Origin of the sequence: Zeaxanthinibacter sp. PT1 (genome assembly GCF_028464225.1) — a bacterium.
GTDB lineage: Bacteria > Bacteroidota > Bacteroidia > Flavobacteriales > Flavobacteriaceae > Zeaxanthinibacter.
Window position 1 is genome coordinate 919,459 of the sequence record NZ_JAQPCN010000001.1, and the last position, 18,121, is coordinate 937,579.

General features: G+C 47.8%; 15 protein-coding genes and 1 pseudogene. All 16 read left to right on the plus strand.

Translation table 11 applies throughout. From position 1 onward, the window contains the following. Nucleotides 1-65 precede the first annotated feature (65 nt). The 16 genes and pseudogenes from PP178_RS03925 to PP178_RS03995 all read left to right on the plus strand — a co-directional run bounded on the left by PP178_RS03925 (nt 66) and on the right by PP178_RS03995 (nt 18,027). Nucleotides 66-314: a hypothetical protein gene (locus PP178_RS03925; RefSeq protein WP_272593003.1), complete on the plus strand. Its 249-nt coding sequence runs from the start codon at nt 66-68 to the stop codon at nt 312-314. Continuing rightward, a complete protein-coding gene (locus PP178_RS03930) occupies nt 314-1,378 on the plus strand; it encodes a hypothetical protein (protein ID WP_272593004.1) in 1,065 nt (354 codons plus the stop codon). The genes PP178_RS03925 and PP178_RS03930 overlap by 1 nt, the downstream gene beginning before the upstream one ends. After that, on the plus strand, nt 1,379-2,230 hold the full coding sequence (locus PP178_RS03935) for a hypothetical protein (protein ID WP_272593005.1): 852 nt from the start codon (nt 1,379-1,381) through the stop codon (nt 2,228-2,230). Then, nucleotides 2,230-2,706 carry a hypothetical protein gene (locus tag PP178_RS03940; protein ID WP_272593006.1) on the plus strand — a complete coding sequence of 159 codons (477 nt, stop codon included), beginning with the start codon at nt 2,230-2,232 and terminating at the stop codon, nt 2,704-2,706. The genes PP178_RS03935 and PP178_RS03940 overlap by 1 nt, the downstream gene beginning before the upstream one ends. Nucleotides 2,707-2,711: 5 nt before the next feature. Continuing rightward, a complete protein-coding gene (locus PP178_RS03945) occupies nt 2,712-3,842 on the plus strand; it encodes a hypothetical protein (protein WP_272593007.1) in 1,131 nt (376 codons plus the stop codon). Nucleotides 3,843-4,439: 597 nt separating this feature from the next. Next, nucleotides 4,440-4,817: pseudogene (locus PP178_RS14790) on the plus strand (hypothetical protein); the annotation flags it as partial. A gap of 138 nt (nt 4,818-4,955) precedes the next feature. Beyond that, nucleotides 4,956-8,663, plus strand: coding sequence for a tail fiber domain-containing protein (locus tag PP178_RS03950; protein WP_272593008.1), 3,708 nt, complete (start codon nt 4,956-4,958; stop codon nt 8,661-8,663). After that, nucleotides 8,663-9,073 carry a hypothetical protein gene (locus tag PP178_RS03955; RefSeq protein WP_272593009.1) on the plus strand — a complete coding sequence of 137 codons (411 nt, stop codon included), beginning with the start codon at nt 8,663-8,665 and terminating at the stop codon, nt 9,071-9,073. Before PP178_RS03950 ends, PP178_RS03955 begins: the two co-directional genes overlap by 1 nt. Nucleotides 9,074-9,460: 387 nt before the next feature. After that, complete coding sequence (locus PP178_RS03960; protein ID WP_272593010.1) at nt 9,461-10,099, plus strand: hypothetical protein; 639 nt, start codon at nt 9,461-9,463, stop codon at nt 10,097-10,099. Further along, nucleotides 10,083-10,271: a hypothetical protein gene (locus PP178_RS03965; RefSeq protein ID WP_272593011.1), complete on the plus strand. Its 189-nt coding sequence runs from the start codon at nt 10,083-10,085 to the stop codon at nt 10,269-10,271. Before PP178_RS03960 ends, PP178_RS03965 begins: the two co-directional genes overlap by 17 nt. Then, nucleotides 10,271-10,708: a M15 family metallopeptidase gene (locus tag PP178_RS03970; RefSeq protein ID WP_272593012.1), complete on the plus strand. Its 438-nt coding sequence runs from the start codon at nt 10,271-10,273 to the stop codon at nt 10,706-10,708. Before PP178_RS03965 ends, PP178_RS03970 begins: the two co-directional genes overlap by 1 nt. Beyond that, nucleotides 10,705-11,298 carry a hypothetical protein gene (locus PP178_RS03975; RefSeq protein ID WP_272593013.1) on the plus strand — a complete coding sequence of 198 codons (594 nt, stop codon included), beginning with the start codon at nt 10,705-10,707 and terminating at the stop codon, nt 11,296-11,298. The genes PP178_RS03970 and PP178_RS03975 overlap by 4 nt, the downstream gene beginning before the upstream one ends. A gap of 184 nt (nt 11,299-11,482) precedes the next feature. Continuing rightward, nucleotides 11,483-12,127: a hypothetical protein gene (locus PP178_RS03980; RefSeq protein WP_272593014.1), complete on the plus strand. Its 645-nt coding sequence runs from the start codon at nt 11,483-11,485 to the stop codon at nt 12,125-12,127. Then, on the plus strand, nt 12,120-12,554 hold the full coding sequence (locus tag PP178_RS03985; RefSeq protein ID WP_272593015.1) for a hypothetical protein: 435 nt from the start codon (nt 12,120-12,122) through the stop codon (nt 12,552-12,554). Before PP178_RS03980 ends, PP178_RS03985 begins: the two co-directional genes overlap by 8 nt. Then, nucleotides 12,551-13,300 carry a hypothetical protein gene (locus tag PP178_RS03990; RefSeq protein WP_272593016.1) on the plus strand — a complete coding sequence of 250 codons (750 nt, stop codon included), beginning with the start codon at nt 12,551-12,553 and terminating at the stop codon, nt 13,298-13,300. The genes PP178_RS03985 and PP178_RS03990 overlap by 4 nt, the downstream gene beginning before the upstream one ends. After that, complete coding sequence (locus tag PP178_RS03995; protein ID WP_272593017.1) at nt 13,300-18,027, plus strand: hypothetical protein; 4,728 nt, start codon at nt 13,300-13,302, stop codon at nt 18,025-18,027. The genes PP178_RS03990 and PP178_RS03995 overlap by 1 nt, the downstream gene beginning before the upstream one ends. The last annotated feature ends 94 nt before the right edge of the window (nt 18,028-18,121 follow it).

Sequence of the window (18,121 nt, forward strand, 5' to 3'; positions counted from 1 at the left end):
ACCAACCATAACCTAAGGGGAGGGTACACCCAAACTGCCCTCCCCTTTTTTTATACCTACTATTCATGGCATTCGACTCCACTCTTTATACTAATACCAAAGCACGCGTCCAGACCTTCCTGGCACAGTTTGCAGACACAGAGCTGTGCGGGTGCGATCAAAAGACCACGCTGTTTGTCAACAAGCTCATGGTACTGCTCACCGGCATAGACCTGGACTTGCGCTACGCGGACGACACAGAGGCTACAACGAAGTTGGACCTGTTAATTCGATTCCTCGATGGAGGTAAGGATTACGATTGCGGCTGTAAATAATGGAGGCTCCGACACTACAAGCGCGGAGCGCATACGCTAACACGACAGAGTACTACAACGCGATAACCTGGCGTTACAAGTACATCGCTACTGAATGGGCGAAGAAGACCCTCTATGGGGTCTGTTCTCCGCACCTGGAAGAGATGCTTTGCCTGCGTGCAAAGATCTGGGAACTACAACTGGAACTCGGGATTGATCAGATCGATTCCCCTGCAGCTCCAGGTTCTGCTATTCCTATTCCCGGAAATGAGGATCTGGTAGTAACCGACTCATACATCCACGAACACTACCTCGGGTACTACTCGACAGGTGGTGCAGTCCGGCTCTCCGATATTATAGACGAGCTGGATAACCAAGGAGTTTCCATCACTGGAACTCAACGATACATCGTAACGGCGCTGGTAGATCACCAGACTCAGGGCGCAACCCTAGACCGTTACCTCCTTTACAAGAACGAGACTGAGAAGTTGGTACTCCTGGAGAGTTTACCGATTTCAGATCAGTTCTCCCCTGCCTACCACATGATCAGTGGAAGCGGATCCCCTGCATCTATTGTTAACCAGGCTTCTACGTTCCAGGCAAATCCTAAGCCTCTGATCGTACAGGATGTAACCTCAGGAAAACTATACGGGTACCTGGGAACTTACTATCCAGAAGGTTTTGGAGCTACCGGTTATGTGACCCAAGGCAATGAATTTGTAGAGATCACCCCCTTCCGTGCCGAGGGTAGAACCTCCGACCTGATCAACGATGGTGAGAATGGACAGGATCCATTTATTACCTCTGACGAGGCGCAGGTACTTATCGATGACTCCCTGGAGAACTATTACGATAAGCCTGAGATAGATGCAATGCTCGGGGGCGCGGTAGACGCACACTATGTGCACAACCAAACCTCTGACTCTAACACCTGGGCAATCACACACAACCTTGGCAAGATGCCGAGTGTAGTGGTAATTGACGACCAGGGAAATAACGTAGAAGGTGAGATCACCTATACCAGCACCAATGGTCTGGTTATCACATTTAATAACCCATTTCAAGGAACTGCGTACCTGAACTAGATGAAGAAGATTTCAGCTCCCATAGTAGATTTTGACAAGTCGGAGATCAAGAACTTGCGGATGCCCTACGGCGTGGCGTTTCCTTCAAGTCCTAAGACCGGACAATCCTTCTTTATTGGGGATAAGTTTTACATCTTCAATGGTACGGTATGGGTAATGATCCAGGGAGAGGCGGGACGCGGTATTAAAAGCGCACGTTCTAATGGAGACGGTACATTCACCCTAACCTATACTGACAACACCACCTTTATCTCTGAAGACCTTTCCGGACCAAGAGGAGCTACTGGAGAGCCTGGTACGCCTGGACCTCCCGGTGCTGATGGTCCTATAGGTCCGCAGGGTCCAAAGGGAGACAAGGGAGATACTGGTGCTCAAGGTCCGCAAGGATTACAGGGACCTGCAGGAGCTGACGGTGCAGAAAATGCAGTAGCCTACGGAGCGTGGAACAACATAACTGTTAATACCCCTAGCGGTGGTACCAACTCGAATCATTTAGATTACGATAGTGAATGGGGTCTCTATGTGCCCTATCGAAAGATAGGTGACATGGTGTTCTTCAATTTGGATATCACTTTCGACTTGAACCCGATACCTAACAATACGCTGAATTATCTAGGACATTTTGAGGTAAGTGGATTTAGCGCAGGGGGACCCTTTGAGAGTATGCCTGTACAGGTGGTAGCGAGTTTAGATCACCCAGATATTATTGTCAATAACCATTCCTATTTCGATGGTAGCACCCAGAAGATCAAAGGGCAGGTAGTATTTGCCGGGTCTTCATCGACCAGTTATGGAGTGTCAAATGTAACCTTAAGACTATCAGGATGGCTCATTGAGGCTGTCGTAATGTAATGGCAAAGAAGATATTAAATACCGATGTAGAAGTAGCTGGAAAACTCCGGCTCGATACGATTGAAAATGGCGAAGGAAACTTCATAACGAGGGATTTGGAAGGCGACATCCAAGAGCGTTCTCCTTCCCAGGTACGTGAGGATATAGGAGCAGTATCGACCCAAGGAGGCACCATCGACGGAAACCTTCAGGTGAACTCTCTGGATATCAATACCGAAGAGGGATACCTAATGACGGATGCCAACGGGCGCGTAGTCTCAGTACAGGTAGATCCTAGCGGTGATAAGAACCACAGGCACTACCAGGGGACTCCTTCGGATACCTGGACAATAGTGCACAATTTAAATAAACGACCCTCTGTCTTCGTGACGGATTCCGCCGGAACGGTATGCGTGGGGGACATCAATTATATTGACCTGAACCAATTAACCATATCCTTTAATGGCGCCTTTAGCGGATACGCCGAATTAAACTAAACCCCATGAAATACCTAGTTAATTTAGACCTTAATAAGAACCAGCTATTAAACGCTGCGCTTCAAAACCTGGCTTCCCACCCAAGTAGCCCTGTTGTGGGACAAATCTACTGGAACACTACCGACGACGTAGCGTATGCGTGGGACGGTTCCCAGTGGCTCAACCCATTCCAGGATACCATCTACAACCATCCGACCTTTACGGCGTTGGATCCAACCCTCTCTGGAGCTAATGTGCTGGCGAGTTTGGAGACCAATACCGAAGGGCACATCACTGCTGCCACCACCAGGGTACTGACGCTTTCTGATCTGGGATACACTGGAGCTACTGACGCGAACAAATACGTACACCCTACCGATGGTGTGGATATGGGTCCCGCACTTACCGGAGCTACCGTAATATCTGATGTGACAGTCAATGCTGAGGGACACGTAATTGGATTCGCCACAAGGAACATGACTGCAAGTGATCTGGGCGCGGCGGTTATTGATGACGCTGCAAACAACCTAACGCACACCTGGAGTTCCAGCAAGATCCAAGCGGAGCTGGATAACATCAGCTCTCAGGTAGCCGGGGCACTGATCTATATCGGTGGATACGATGCCGCAACCAATACCCCTGATTTGGATACCACACCTTCGGGTATAGAGAAAGGTAACACCTTTACGGTAACTGCAGACGGTATGTTCTACTCTGCCTCAGTGCAAGCAGGAGATATGCTGATCGCTGAAGTGGATAATCCTGCGAGCCTGGCGGATTGGACCGTGGTCAACAAGAACATCCCGGACATCGTTGATGCCTCTACAACTGATAAGGGTATCATCGAGATCGCTACCCAGGCTGAAGTAGATGCCGGTACCGATACAGTACGTGCGGTAACGCCTGCAACTTTGTCGAGCTATGTGGCGGAAGCCATATCCGGTGGTGCATTTGCTGCCTCTGTAGGGGATGGATCTAACACCAGCTTCAACGTTACTCACGGACTAGGCACAGAGGATTGCCTGGTGGAAGTGTACGATGCTGTAACCAAAGAAACCGTAATTACTGATGTGGACAGGCTCTCTACCTCCCAGGTACAGATCCGAGTAAACGTCGCACCCGCAACCAATGCATTAAGAGTAGTAATCCGAGCTTAATAATCGATTATGTCGAAGTACCTGATTGACCTGGAGGTATCCGGGAAAGTAATTTCTAACGAGGGGTTAGACCTGTTCAATACTGACAAGAGCAGGCTAACCTCTATCTCCAATGATGAAGTATCTGGAAACAGTATGCTTAAAATCAAGGGGGCTAATTCTATCCACCGGACTGACTTCTATTCATCGTTCCAAGGGGAGTCCCATTACGCCCGCCTCGAAGGAGGTATGGACGGCGTGGATGGAGCATTGTACCTGTATAGTTTAGATGTCAATGGTACTCGGATAAATACTACGACCATAAGGGCAGGGAATTCAACCTTTGGTGGTGATGTAACAATCTCCGGAAATTTAAACCTACTTAAAGGTACTACCAGGATAGTTGATATCGGACACACAAAGATACGTGACAACAATGCAGATGCGACGATTATAAGTAACAATCAAAGTGGTACAGGTTCTATCTACTTTAGACCACAAGGTGATGGCGCTAGTTCTGGTCAGGTAAAGATCACAGCATCTGGAACATTAGAGGCTCCGGCATTTAAAAAGAATGATGGAACGTCTGATCAGATCCTTCTCGCTGACGGTACGACCATGGAAGTCTCATCACTTAATATCGACAGTAAGCTGGATAAGGCAGGAGGCAGTGCAACAGCCTCACTAAATGTGTCAGACGGCTCTACATCAAACATACAATGGCACAGGTACAGCTCTCCTGTTGTTGATGGAACCGGAACCGGGGGTGAAGTTGATAATGCCAACGGATTAATAACATTCAATACCCACGCTGGTGAGTACGGTCGTCAACTTGCATGGAATGATACTGGCGACGGGTTCTACACCCGGAAATTCACGGCAGGAGTATATTCTTCCTGGAGAAAAATTTGGACGGAAGGAAGTTTCGATCCATCAACTAAATCAGACGTAGGGCACACGCATACCGTTAGCGAGATTACAGATTTCGACCCCTCACAATATCAAAAACGAGACGGCTCAAACTCAATAACGGGGGTTCAGACCTATGGCGCTCTGTGGGAAGGAACGTTACCAGCCCAGGGGACAAGAGTAGCCCTATTTAATATTGGAAACTCAAGCGCTGCCCACGTCTTAATGACTTCAGCAGAGAACGGACACTATCAGCCGATTGAATTGCTTATCTACCGCTCTTCGGGTGGTCAGATTACAATTATTCGACAAACCAAACAGGTTCATGCACACGGCAATGATATCGGATTCACCGTAGATAACACAACTGGAAATATTTACGCCGAGAAAGTCAATCACACCACAGCTAGGACGGTTACCATCGCCCACGCTAAAGCCCTAAGAGGTTCATTTAGCGTATTGGACGGTTCCTTGACCGACACAGGATTAGGCGTTGACCAAAGTGCAAGGACAGCTATTGCAGATGTTTCAAATCTGCAAACAGTATTAGATGACAAGAGTGACGTAGGACACACCCACCCCGAGTACGGTCTGAAGGCAAGCTCCAATACCTGGACCAGTATAAACTACTTCGATAACGCTATCGGGCTACGTAATAACCAGTCGTACTCTGGAGGTGCTAATCTTAACTTCATTGGCAGGAAGTCGACCGATAAATTCCTCTTCTCCAGGGAGGGGTACGCTAATATAGCTGCCCTTTTGGATGTGTCTCAATTATCGGCAGAACGCAACTACATCCTTCCTGACCAGGGAGGTACCATAGCACTAACTTCAGATCTTGGAGGGCTTAGTACTTCTGCGGAGTGGGGAAGCATCACCGGAACACTTGCAAACCAGGCGGATCTTTGGAATGTGCTGACGCAGATTGATATTGTAGATAACCTGGACGGGACCTATACCTTCACAGATGCACAAGGAGGCACCACGGTTATCGGGGACACCTCAGTATCTACCCTGGTCAATAACGGCGATGGCACCTACACGTACACGGACGAGACTGGAGCTACACAGTCTATCGACACCAACGCGTCCAGCAACCCGTATAACAACGCGATCTCCGGACTTGCTGCTATCAATGTACAGTCGGCTATTGATGAAGTATATGCCGCTATAGGAGATGATCTTGGTAACCACACGGCGACCCAGACGCTTAACATGGATGGTAACAGCCTTGATAATGTTTCTGAGATTCGCCCTAGTGGGAGATTCAATATTGGAGGTTACGGGGATGGGCAAGGTTTTGGAAACCTATACTCCTTCGGTTTGATGATCGAACCTGTGCGGACGTATGGTCCAATACGCTATTGGAAAATTAGTAACGGGTTAAGTAACGGGCATTTAGAGATCCAGTCTGAGAATTCAACGAACGAAAATGGATATACAACAGTCGCAACGATAGCTATAGATGGTACACCCGCTGTGTCCACAGACCTTACCACAAAGGCATACGTCGATGCTGCTGTAGGAGGTGCAGGAGGCGGTGACGCAGGTACATTTGATGGACTGGACAGTACCCAATTCCTTCGCTCGGATGTAGATGACACTTTTGATGGAAACCTTACTGTTACTGGGGATGTATCAGTATCTGTAAACGGATCAAGTAATTTGAACCCCAGGATCATTGGTGCGGTAGATATGAATGGTTCAGGGGAAGGGGCTGCTTTCCAGTTTGGTGACGAGTATAATTCCATTGAGAACCAGTACACCTATGGTCTAGCACTGAATTCCTACCATACAATCATTTTCCGCGGAGGACATAGAACCTTAGGGGGTCGAATGAACTTCCAGGATGCTGGGGGGTGGTATGATCCTGATACCGCAGAATCGGTTAGGTTCCTTTTAACCGGAGCCGATGATGGGGTAGCACTGCAGCAAGTGAGTGCTTCTCCTACAGGTACTTCGATGCATCTAAAGAACAGCGCAGGGACCAAGATATGGCAAGTCAACGCTGATGGATCCACTACCGCTGATGCTTTCATTAAGTCTGGGGCAACCTCGGATGATGTGCTCCTGGGTGACGGAAGTACTACAAGCCTCGCTGCCATTGGGGGCGGAGGGGGAGGAAATGTAACCAAGGTCGGTACTCCGGTGAACAACCAGGTAGGTGTCTGGACTGGAGACGGAACTATTGAAGGAACTCCGGATGTCACTTATGACGGATCTCAATTTAAAATCAGCAGAAACAGGACAGGGACCTACAACAAGACTGCTGGCTTTTATGTACCTAACATGGCAAATGGGGATTGGAATGAGTTCATCTTTGGTAAAGATGAGAGCACTAATGACAGGATCTCACTCGCCTTCAAGCATGTTGCTGCAGGATCTGCAGATAATGAGTTCAAAGCGATCTTTTACGGAGGCGAAGCTATGACCTTTAATGGGCATGGAACCTTAACTGTAAAAGCTGCTGATACTACTTCATATAAGTATAATAATTCAAACTCAGGGATAGTACATGCGCCAGACGGAGGGTACTTTTCTACGAGTACTTCAAGTATTACAGGAGCTATAGAAGTTGCTTTACCTGCAGCTACTGAAGGTGCGGCAGATATGATATCTTTTGAGGTTCACATTTTTAGGTATACAGGAGGAGCAGGAGGCGGAAAGTCACACAAGTTCATCATACACGGATATAACTATCAAGCTGCAGGAGGAACCACTTGGGCAAATTGTAATGCCACCCAACTTACCTCTGTCGCTAATGATGAACTTACCGTTAGATTTGGGAATAACGGAACTCAACCTTGCATTTGGATTGGGGAGACAACTACAGCATGGGAGTATCCACAAGTTCAGGTAATGAATGTAACAGCAGGATATTCTACAAACATCAAGAACTATCTTAGTGATTGGAGTGTATCTATAACTCCAACTCTAGGGGAGGTAGATGCTACAGCCTCTACAAACCTTACTGCGTCGAGTTCTCTTGAAGGACTCAAACTATCCCAAAGTGGTAATTATTGGGGGGTGATACCTCATGTTACTTCTGGGGGAACAATAGAGATTGGAAAATACATAGATTTCCATGATACCGACGGAGACACAGGTGATTATAGTTATAGAATCACAACAGCACAAAATGAAATATCTTTTCCCAAAAATGTTAAATTCTCTGAAGACAGTGGGGCGGTTGATTTCTATGGCGTAGGCAGATTTTATGTTTCCGCAGCATCTCCCTCATACCAAAGAATGGACGCTAGGTCTGATGGAACAGAAGCTAGATTACACTGCTATGGTGTCCCAGAGTCAGGAACAGGAGCAACTTCGTTTAAACAAGCATGGTGGGATGGTGGTTCGTATTTAAACGTGACAGCCGTCTCTGGTACTGCGACTTTCGATGCTGCGATTTACGCTGATAGATTTCAGACATCTAATTCAGGGGATGGCGCAACTCTTTTGACATTCAACAGTGATAGGGCATGGTCATTCTTGCAAGAGGGTTCAGGGTCAGGTACACGACTAGCCCTTCGAGATTTGACAGGAGGTAAAACCTTTGAGATTCAAAACAATAGTGGTGTAAAGCAATTTGAGTTTTGGACAGGAGGTGGAGTTGCGTATGCCACGGACTGGACTAACTACTCCGATGAAAGACTTAAATCCGACATTAAACCTCTCACAGGTAAGAAGATGAATGTCGATTGGAAGTCTTACACCTTTAAAAAGGAGGATAGGGTAAGGTATGGTGTAATTGCACAAGAGCTTGAAGAACATCATCCTGAGCTAATACGGGTAAGTGACGACGGGATGAAGGCTGTCTCTTATACCGACCTATTAGTATGCAAAATGGCAGAAAAAGATGAAGAGATAAACACCCTAAATGCGCGAGTAGAAAGGCTAGAAGCTATGGTAGAACAGATATTAAACAATAGGTAATGGCACTGAGTACCGCCTCGAATATAAGTCTCTCACAAGTGATCACTGAGATTGGACTTCCATCCGATTCCTCCCTGGCAGACTGCATCGCTAATGTGAACTCCAGTGGATGGCATTCCTCGTACTCTGGCAGCAAGGATAGACTATCGAATTTTAGAGGGTACAACCACTCCGCAGGTGGAACCTACCAGCAGACCACTGCAGCCCGCAGTACCAGTAGCTCCTCTAACGCCTGTAGTATCGGGGAGAGTACGTACTGGATTGATCAAGGGACGAACTTCGGTAATACCACCAAGATATACCGCACCAGTAGTGGAACGCTCGCCTACTCAGGGTGGTACGCTAAGAGTGGTCAATGGAGGTACTGGAGTGGATCTGCGTTTACCAGCAGCGGTCTATGTACGCTCTAAATATTTTTCTATAGACCTTTGACTCAAACAGAAGAATATTTTGTAATTTTACCTCATAAGAAACATTACAGGTTCTACACCTCACAGAAACTAAAGTTATACAGAATTAAATTGTGCTATCGCATACTGTATAACTATGTCCATCTCCGAATTCATCCACATCCGAAACTTTGCCACGAAGGTTATCTTCTTCCTGGTGGCATGTGCGTTACTGGCGGCGGTATGTTATCCACACATCTTAGAAAAATTCTATCTCAGCGACCGTAAAGCGGACGACTGGGATTCTACTGATACCATACTGACCAGTCTATCGTTGTGCCTATTTGGTGGTGGGGCTTATTTGAACAGACTAAAAGACACCGGTCTTAAAATCCTCGAAAAGTTCAAATGATTAAGCTCGTAAAATCCATCCTCTCCTTTGGAGATCGTGACAGTAAAGACATTAAGAAGGTACGCAACTACCGGATATTGGTCCTTTATGCCGCGACCTCGATTTCCTTTTTCTGGAACATGAATAACCAGGCTGTTATCGAAACACTATCGGTTGAAGTACGGGAGCTTACCTACAACCTGCACAGGTACAAGGTAGAGAATAAGATGCTGATGATGCGCGAGAGTGCCCTACTAGAGGCTCTGGCAGACATTCCCATTCCGATCTGGGTAAAGGAATCCTCAGACAGAGGCTTCATAGTACGGTACGTGAACCGTGCCTACGTGGATGAGTTCTTAAAACCTAGAGGGTACACCTATTTCGATTACATCAACGAGACTGACTATGCGGTATGGGACTCCGTTACTGCCAAACAATTTCAATATAACGATTCACTTACCGTCGCCTTGGGAAACGCTACTGCGTTCCCTGAAATGGTTCCCGACTCCTTAGGGATCCGACGACGATGGATCGTAGGCAAGACGCCTAAAAATTTCCAAGACTCAATCTGGTTCGTTGCAGGGACTGCTGTACGGAAAGATCCAGACGAAGAATTTAAACCACGTAAACGAAAATACAATGCTAGACAAAGTTAAACTATGGGTAGAGAAGACAGGAATGATCGGAGCTGCATGGCTTGCAATCGCTGCAGCAGCATGGGTCCTAATGGGGGAATTCTACGCGGGAGCTGCTCTCGGGATCTTCGTGTACATCAACTTCAACGTGATCAAGAAGATTGTGATGGATCAATATAACAAGCTGGTCTGATGGTAACCTCCAGGGAATGCATACAGGTCTTCGGCAGACCTACGGTAAAGTTTGAATACGCCCACATGGAAGTGTACCACACTTCTTTTGAGGAGCGTAAAGCTATACCATGTCTTCCTGAGCGGATCTACATGAACCGGCAGATGGTAAAGCCTTTCCGCCAGGGACTACGCAACGCCATCGACCGTGATGTTGCCTGCGAGATCCTTACCTGGGACGGCTGCTTTGTGGTTCGTAAGATGCGCGGCAAGGATGCCTGGTCGCTGCACTCATGGGGTATCGCCTTTGATATTAACCGGGAGTGGAACGAGCTGCACCAGAAGCCTACCATGTCACCAGAGCTTGTGAAGTGTTTCACGGATGCTGGCTTTGAGTGGGGTGGATACTGGGAGGACCCGATAGATGGAATGCATTTTCAATTAGCCAAGATACAATGAGAATAAACCTGCCCGCCATACTGATATCTATTCTGCTTTTGATGGTCATGATTGCCCAGTGTCAGAAGGATCAGATGGATGATCGCATCACCACCGAGGTGACTCTCTACCGTGAGGCGAAAGTATTTGTATCTGATACGGTGTACCTACCGGAGCCTGTAGAAACTATTATCCAAAACCCTAATAATGAAGGATATAAGCAAAATGAATTATCTCCCACAGGAGAAGCCAAAGACGGAGAGCTATCGCTTCCTGATCCTGGACATGTCATCAATACCTACCGTGAGCAATTTCGAGACAGCCTCGGAACTACGGAGGTACACTCAGAGGTCAGGGGTACACTTCTACGACAGTTCGTCACGAGATACCAAGACCCCTACACCATAACCATACGGGACACCGTTTCCCTCCAACCCCGACATGAAGTGTTTGCTGGGTTCGATATCGGTGTCCCTGTATTTGGTACCCAAGTACAAGCAGCACCTATGGTACGTGGGAACCTATTGTGGAAAATGAAAAATAAAAATATAATGTCCATAGCCTTAGATACTTACGGGTATGTCTGGCTTGGTTATAACTGGAAGCTATGAAAAATATACTGAAGAATTTCAAATTCAAGAACCATTGGAAAGTACACAACAAGAGCGGGAGGAAAGTAAGCATCAAGATACGAGTCGGAAAGGTCACTGTCCTGGATGTATACTTCACCCTGGGTGTAGCGTTTCTAAGCGTTACTCTCTTCAACTATACTGTCCAATACGCAAAAACTAAATAATGACGACCCTCAACAAGATTGTTTATGACATCGCCCACTCCCAGGGACGAGAGCATGAACTGGATTACATCGAGCGGCTGAAGTTCCGGGTTCACGGACTGCGTGCCACGATCATACGTCGTGACCTGGATCGTAACCGCTTCACGCCTAACATCTACCTGCAGACTATCGGATGCCTGGACATGGAATTCGTCGATGCATCATCTTGTTGTGGCGTAGAAGTAGGCTGTAAAGTGTACCGTTCTACCGATCGCGTACCTGAGCCGGTAAGATTTAAAGACCGGATCCCTTTCTATTACGTGGGAACTATTGACTCTAAAATAGAGTATGCACCAATAAACCGCGCAGCTCTAGGTACTGTTGGATACAGCAAGTTTACGGCGGGCATGCCCCGGTACTACTTTGATGATGGTTATATATACGTACTGGGGACCCTGCCCAAAGCCGTACAGGTCAAAGGTGTCTTCGAGTACCCGAACCAACTTGCTCCCTTCTCATGTGATGGGAAAGCATGTTACGACGATGACCAGCCTTACCCGATCAGTGCAGATCTGGCTCGGGATATTACCAGGACACTTCTTGGAGAAGATGTACGTACAGAACAGCCTGACAAGGATAAAGACGAAGTAACCATAGATGGATAAATTTTCAGCAAAGGATATGTACGAGTGGTACCGGAAGAACAATCCCGGATCCGATGTGACGTACACCCTCTACAAACATATCCTGGTAGAATTCTATAAGAAAGCAAGTAAGAAGATCCTGGAAGGGGAAACCTTCAACCTGGGACACAAGCTCGGGAGTATCAGGATTAAGAAGGTAGAGCGCAATTTTAACCGCCCTACGATCAACTGGCACGAGACCAACAAGCTCAAAGAGCAAGGCATCAATAAGCATGTCTACTTCACGGATCCTTACTGGTTCCGATGGGCTTGGGATAAGAGCACAGTTGCCTTGAGAAATAAGAGTGTGTATAAGTTCTCGCCTACCGAAGGGAAGAATGGGAACAAGAAGATGCTGGTACGCATGCTCAAGACAGATGAATTTGCACAACTAAACTATAAACCATGAATTATAAACTGACATCCTCCAAAGAAATCATCGCCAAAGTATTCCGGGACGTAAAGCCGGACAGTGGTTCTTGGGTACTGGATGCTATCGAATGGATTGGCGAAGCCCTGGAGTACATCGGCGTGTACTCGGGACTGGAAAAGACCTTCGAGGATGTTGAGATCGAGAACTTCAGAGCTGCACTTCCCTGTGACCTGCACCTGATATCCATGGTAGAATACAACGGTTGCCCCTTGCGTTATGGTTCCAATCCCCAGATCTACGCCCTCCCCAATGACCCCGACGCGTATCTGAACCCTAATGCCTTCACTCAAGTCACTGCATATTTTAAGAGTGATGCACAAGGGGGCAACCTCACTTCATTTACCCAGGTAGACGCACGTGGTAGCGATGGCGAGCGTTATGTGCTCAACCCCGGTATGATCCAGACCACCTTTGATAAAGGAACGGTACGGATCCATTTCATGCGCATCCCGACCGACAAGGACAACATGCCTATGGTACCTGATAATGTCATTGTCAAAGAGGCGCTGCAGTGGTACATCCTCAGGCAGATGATGTTCTCCGGGTACAAACATCCCATATTCAATTTCCAGTACTGTGACGCGAAATGGGAGAAGACCTTGGGGCAAGCACAGAATGATCTGATGTTCCCATCAGTAGATAAAGCTCAGTCTTTCAAGGACATGTGGGTGACCATGGTTCCTTACGGACGTAGCTATGACGAATTCTTTAACCACGATTAATGAAACAGCGACTCGTTACCGATACTAATGCTCTGAATCAACCTCAGGATTCCTACCGAAGGGCATACAATGTGATCAAGAACCGTGCACTCGGCGCTCTCTCGAATGAGGAAGGCTTTGAGCGGATCAGTATCACAGCGTATGATATCATCTATGCCCTGGCTATCGATGATGATCGCCTGGTTCTTTGGGCAAAGGAAGGAGCATACTCCGTAATTGCGGTGCTGGATCCGGAAGGTAACCTGGATGTCCGTATCCGTGAGGAGGCGCTGAACTTCAGTATGGACCGTCCCATGAAAGCGGTTTACCTGCGGAACTTTAAAAAAGAACTCACTGTAATCTGGGTAGATGGCATCAACCATGACAGGATTCTTAACCTGGACAATATACCGTTTGACCAAAATGGATCCAAAGGTCTTGTACGTGAGGATGACCTTGCGCTAATGCGCCTGGCTCCGGGGTACAACACTGCCAATATAAAATTGTTGCCAACTGAAAACTCGGGCGGTGAGTTGAAGACCGGGGCGTATTACTTCACATCCAGATATAAACTAGAGGATGGAAGTGTTACTGCCCCCGGCTTCACTATGGGACCGGTGCACATCACTGATGGATCTACTCGTGATGGATTCTTTGTCTACGATGGAGCACCTGCCGGTATCCCCTCTGGCAAGAGTATCAAGCTGAGCTTCACAGACACAGACAGTAGGTACAAATCCATGGAGATCATAGCGGTACGCAAGATCAACAGTACCCTAGAAGCATTTGTCGTTGCGGAGCGTCCCTCTGGATCTGATTTCGAATTCACATACCGAGGTAACGAGAACCACGAGGAAGTTTCCCTGGAAGAAGTACTCGTACCGGAGATGATCTACGATTACTCGAAGACCCTGACATTACATGATAACAGGCTCTTTAGAGGAAACCTGAAGTCGGATGCTGCCAAAGACTTCAACTACCAACCTTACGCCAATGATATCTATGTGGACTGGGTAGTGGATACGGTCAACCTTGACCAGGTAGAGGGATCTTTCAAAGACCCGTACACCATATTTACCAAGCGCGGATTCTTCCCTGATGAAGTCTACGCCTTTTACATCCGACTCTACTTTGAGAACGGAACCAAGTCTGATGCCTTCCACATCCCCGGTCCGGAGGCAACCCAGGCAGATGATTACCACATGGATCATCCTGCCAACTATTCTTCAGTACTCGACAGGATCTCATCTATTAAGTCCAGGGGACACCTGCACAAGCGCTCGAACCTGATCGATGGTACGTACACCAGTAACACGGATCACCTGGAACACGACCTGGAGGTAGAGGGCGATATCAAGTTCTACCAAACCAGGGAGACTGCTATCGACCGATCGGATAGGAACATGGGTGTGTGGTACAACGAGGACGAATACTACGAAGACGACGCAGAGAAGTGGGGAGATCTAGCCGGTGAACAGGTACGTCACCACAAGTTCCCATCCCTTCCTATGCTGGTGGACTCTAACAACCCGATGGTCACTGGAGGCGGCGCCAATGCCCTTAGAGCTTCAGCCAACTCTTCCTTGTACCTGAGGGGTATGAAGGATAAGAATAACTACGGTGTTGCTATGGCAGTCCCGCTTACCGTCGACAAGTCAGCGAACCCAAATATCCAAGGGCAGTCTTCTTTTATCATGCCTTCCGGGTCACAGACTGCGCAGGCAAGTATAGGAGATGAGTGCTGGTATTACAAGACAGAACAGATCACCCCTGCAGATGTCTACATATACTCGAAGATGTCCTCTGCATTCGAGCCGCTATTCTTTATCAACCAGGTATCGCAGACCGAGACCTTTGTGATCGACTACGATATTAGTTTTTCTCACCTTGTACACCGCTCCCATACCAAGTGCCGCGTGCGTACTCAGTTCGGACAGTTCCGAAGGGATGGAGATAAACCTTTCTCGCCTATCGATGATGCAGGGCAACTAAAACACTACAGCCTCGGAGAGCATACTAATCCGGTGTCTTCTTCAGGAGAGACGCACGAGTACAAAGGTACCATGACCATTACCTTGAACAAGAATGAGTCCCTGGCACTGATGATCGAATATTTCATGCCTGATGAGGCTACCGATGATGTATGGCACGAGTTAGACTTCACCTTCTACCGTTCTGATGTGAAGGTGAGAAGGTTGGGCGAACCTGAGAACACCACATCAGAAGGTAAGGTCCTGGGGATCGATGTCAAGAACATCAAGTTCCCTACGGAGATCCAGAGTACCATCAAGGGATACGAAATCCTCTACGCGAAACGCGACACCTCTAACATGCGTGTGGTAGGGCAGTCCCTTCTTTTCGGAACAGCTCCCCATCCACTTAAACTGAGTTCCCTTGGATCCCATGCAGGTAATAGTCCTACGACGGTAGCCAGGTCAGAATCTAACGCAAACGACTCTGTAATCCCAACCTTGCGGGATGACAAGGTGCGTTTCCATGCCTTCGACCTGCTCAAGGATAAGCCGATGCTTCAGCCCTCATACGTGAAGGTAGGGGCGACGCTCCAGGGATACCGTACCGGCGAGCGACAGATTGAGGATAAGTTCTGGGATCCAGAGCTTGCCAGTGATGATGGACGACTTAGCCAGGATACTCCAGTGCAAGCCCACTACCGAATGGATCTGGTATCTACCGGAGACGCTGGAGCACTGAACCCGGTATCGGAATTCAACGAGCTTCGTGCAGTGAGTAATTACAGGTACATTCCTGCAGATGGTATCATGTCATACGGGGAAGAGAAGCTTGACAACAGTTACTCTGAGGAGTGCGCCATATTTACCGTCTCTCACCCTAACCCACAGATACAGGAGCAGGGATCAGATAAGACCTCCATCAACGGCTGGTTCCCGAAGACCACTAAGTTCGACCATGCTGCCTCACAAGGCAATGATAATACGCTACAGAACTATTACCTGGGATCGCTCTATGTACACAAGAGAAATGTCTACACCAACCTGGAGGACCAGGAACTGGTCAGTACCGGTAAACTATTCAAGGTAGTTTCGCCGACACTTACCCAGAGGACCTACTCCCTTTTCGGTGGAGATACATTCTTCTCCCTCTACGGGATCCGTCTCACCGCGGCACTGTTCTATGGACTCACCAAGTACGTGTCTATTGATAAGAATGAAGCCCTGAAGAACATCTTCTATTTCCCCTGCTACACGGTAAGTAACGTCGCGCTACGACACTCCGGTGGAACCTACAAGGACAATTACTACCCGGCAGTGGGGACCAACTACTCCTCTTATGACGAGTGGCTTACCCGCCCGGCAGATAACGCCAATACGAATTCCTTCACCTACAACGACGACTATACCTCTGTGGGAGATCTTGCCTCAGGTACGGTCTACAACCAGAAGGAGGAATTTCTATCGGAGTTCCCTTTCCGGGTAGCTCGTGGTGTGGCGTATGACCCAGAGAATAAGTACTTCACCCTTCGTAAGTTCCTGGCGAATGATTACAAGGAGATGCCTAAGAACCGAGGGGAGATCATCAACCTGGAGAGTTACGCTACGGCGCTGATGATCCACATGAAGTACTCCCTGATGCGTACTGTATCCAAGGAAACCATTGCCACCTCAGAGCGTGATGCGGAAGTAGGTACCGGAGATATCTTTAGGATGGAACCCTCGGAGCTTCTAACGACCGAGCATGGGTACGCGGGAACACAACACATGGGCGCGTGCCTGGTATCCCCACTGGGATATCTCTCCATTGATGCTGACCAGGGGAAGATTTCCCTCTTCAACGGGAAGCTCAATGAGATTTCAGGGCAGGACATGCGCAACTACTTCCGGGACGAATTCATCCTGAAGCTCAAGGAACAGCTCGATGGCAAGGAAGTACAGCTCAATACCTACGATAATCCATTTGCCCCTGGCGGTGTAGGATACACCACAGCCTTTGATCGCAGGTGGAACAGAATCATCATCACCAAGATCGATAAAGTACTCAAGATTCCAAGTACCAACCTGAGCCTCACTGTATCCGCCGGGGATTCCCTGGTGGTACGTGAAGGCAAATTCCAGATCCTCAACGGAACGACGCTTCGAGACCTGGAGCCGAGCGATGAAGAGATCTTTTTTGATGACGTTTCCGAGACGATCTCCTTCGACGGGCAGTCTTGGATATCCTGGCACAATTACGCGGGTAAGGTGATGGCTAACACCCGTAATGAAGTGTACTCCTTCAAAGGTGGTGATGCGTATCTGCATAATCAACCCGGTACTTATGGTAAGTTCTACGATGGTGAGATATTCCCATGTACCTTGGATGTGTCGATCAACCCACAATCCAATATCACGAAGCTCTATCAGTCCCTGCAGTGGATATCTGAGGTGACAGATGGGTCACGGTTCTTACATGATAAAACCATATCCCAGGTACTGCTCTACAACAATTACCAGTGTTCGGACTATATCTCCATTGAACCCATGGTCAATGCAAGGAATAATGAGGGCACATGGTCCTTTAACGAGTTCCGGGATATTGTCCTGGATAAGGAGGCGGCGTTCATGGAAAGCGACGAGCCAATCCCATCAAATTTAGATCCAAACATGCCTTGGTTTAACCAGAGAAGGTTCACTGATAAATTCGTTGTGGTCCGGGTTTTATACGACAATATTGACCAAAATGCCTTATATTTGTACTCGTTAGAAGCATCAATTCTAAGGTCACACAGATAGATACGGGGAAAGGGTATAATACCCTTTCTCCATATACAGCATAAGAGAGTTCACGTAGCATATTGACCACTAGGCAGATAGCCTATTCAATCTT

Bases quoted from the DNA above. Each gene is read 5' to 3' on its own strand.
- PP178_RS03925 (WP_272593003.1), top strand. From the start codon at position 66: ATGGCATTCGACTCCACTCTTTATACTAATACCAAAGCACGCGTCCAG.
- PP178_RS03930 (WP_272593004.1), top strand. From the start codon at position 314: ATGGAGGCTCCGACACTACAAGCGCGGAGCGCATACGCTAACACGACA.
- PP178_RS03935 (WP_272593005.1), top strand. From the start codon at position 1,379: ATGAAGAAGATTTCAGCTCCCATAGTAGATTTTGACAAGTCGGAGATC.
- PP178_RS03940 (WP_272593006.1), top strand. From the start codon at position 2,230: ATGGCAAAGAAGATATTAAATACCGATGTAGAAGTAGCTGGAAAACTC.
- PP178_RS03945 (WP_272593007.1), top strand. From the start codon at position 2,712: ATGAAATACCTAGTTAATTTAGACCTTAATAAGAACCAGCTATTAAAC.
- PP178_RS03950 (WP_272593008.1), top strand. From the start codon at position 4,956: ATGACTTCAGCAGAGAACGGACACTATCAGCCGATTGAATTGCTTATC.
- PP178_RS03955 (WP_272593009.1), top strand. From the start codon at position 8,663: ATGGCACTGAGTACCGCCTCGAATATAAGTCTCTCACAAGTGATCACT.
- PP178_RS03960 (WP_272593010.1), top strand. From the start codon at position 9,461: ATGATTAAGCTCGTAAAATCCATCCTCTCCTTTGGAGATCGTGACAGT.
- PP178_RS03965 (WP_272593011.1), top strand. From the start codon at position 10,083: ATGCTAGACAAAGTTAAACTATGGGTAGAGAAGACAGGAATGATCGGA.
- PP178_RS03970 (WP_272593012.1), top strand. From the start codon at position 10,271: ATGGTAACCTCCAGGGAATGCATACAGGTCTTCGGCAGACCTACGGTA.
- PP178_RS03975 (WP_272593013.1), top strand. From the start codon at position 10,705: ATGAGAATAAACCTGCCCGCCATACTGATATCTATTCTGCTTTTGATG.
- PP178_RS03980 (WP_272593014.1), top strand. From the start codon at position 11,483: ATGACGACCCTCAACAAGATTGTTTATGACATCGCCCACTCCCAGGGA.
- PP178_RS03985 (WP_272593015.1), top strand. From the start codon at position 12,120: ATGGATAAATTTTCAGCAAAGGATATGTACGAGTGGTACCGGAAGAAC.
- PP178_RS03990 (WP_272593016.1), top strand. From the start codon at position 12,551: ATGAATTATAAACTGACATCCTCCAAAGAAATCATCGCCAAAGTATTC.
- PP178_RS03995 (WP_272593017.1), top strand. From the start codon at position 13,300: ATGAAACAGCGACTCGTTACCGATACTAATGCTCTGAATCAACCTCAG.